The 1,156-nt window shown below is 43.4% G+C and carries 1 protein-coding gene and 1 pseudogene; both read left to right on the top strand.

Features of this window, described 5'->3' with window-relative positions:
- Positions 1-91: 91 nt before the first annotated feature.
- Positions 92-274, top strand: a pseudogene (locus ACTQ1N_RS12650) (recombinase family protein); the annotation flags it as partial.
- Positions 275-943 carry a zinc ribbon domain-containing protein gene (locus ACTQ1N_RS12645; RefSeq protein WP_441957006.1) on the top strand — a complete coding sequence of 223 codons (669 nt, stop codon included), beginning with the start codon at positions 275-277 and terminating at the stop codon, positions 941-943.
- Positions 944-1,156 lie beyond the last annotated feature (213 nt).

Here is a 1,156-nt window from a genome sequence, read left to right as displayed (position 1 = left end):
CGGCATAAAGCAATCCGATGTAAAATCCATCAGAATAATTTATGCTGTGCCTCTTTTTAATTTGATTGAATGTGGTATGGTTTAGGACCAGATAAAATGCGGGATAACAAGCAATGAAAAATACAAAGGCGACGCCTTACTGCAGAAAACCTATATTGTTGATTATCTGACGAAGAAAGCCAAAATCAATGAAGGTGAGATTCCGCAGTACTACGTTGAGGGAGATCACGAGGCAATCATCACACCGGAGATCTTCGATGCTGTTCAGCGTGAGATGGAAAAACGCGGGAAAGGAAAAAAGTACCACAGCGGTGTGCATCCTTTCTCCAGCAGGATCAAATGCGGAGAATGCGGAAGCTGGTACGGCACAAAAGTCTGGCATTCCAATAGCAAATACCGCCGCATCATCTGGCAGTGCAACCGCAAATTCAGCAAGGACAGGCACTGCTCCACTCCCCACCTAACCGATGATCAGATCAAAGCGGCATTTCTGTCGGCAGCCAATAAACTGCTGGCCGATAAGAGCGCCGTAATTCAAAACGGCAGGGAAATGAGCGCCATGCTCTTCGATACCGCTGACCTTGAGAAAGAGCGTGATGAACTTCTGCAGGAAATACAAGTGATTGCCGACATGGTTCAGAAGTGCATATACGAGAACGCCCATGTCGCGTTGGATCAGGAAAGCTATCAGAAAAAATACGACGATCTGACCGCGCGGTATGAAGCCAAGAAGAAAAAGCTGCTGGAAAGCACAGAGAAAATAAGCGATCTGCAGTCACAGAAAGGAAACGTCGAAGACTTCCTCAAAGCATTCGAAAAAACTCCTGATACTTTGACAGAGTTCTCGCTTGACGCTTTCACCGGACTGGTGGATTATCTCACCGTGTATTCCGAGAATGACATCCGGGTGACTTTCCGAAACGGAATAGAGATTAAGGCTTAATAAAACAACCTGACTGCTTACATAAATTCAAGTAGGCTGTCAGGCTGTTTTTGTCTAACGGTAAACTGGGAGTCGTCAGTCTTTCATCTTTTTTATCACTCACTAATTAGTGTCTGCTGATTAATTAAATGACGCTATAAAATATGGTTTTTATCATCATATATGTTATAATGAATGCAAAGATATTTTAACTATTGCTGTTTATCTTTGCAT

This window comes from Porcincola sp. LCP21S3_C12, from assembly GCF_052118625.1.
Classification (GTDB): Bacteria; Bacillota; Clostridia; order Lachnospirales; family Lachnospiraceae; genus Porcincola.
The sequence above is the reverse complement of the archived record's forward strand: the minus strand, read 5'-3'. Positions and strand labels throughout refer to the sequence as shown.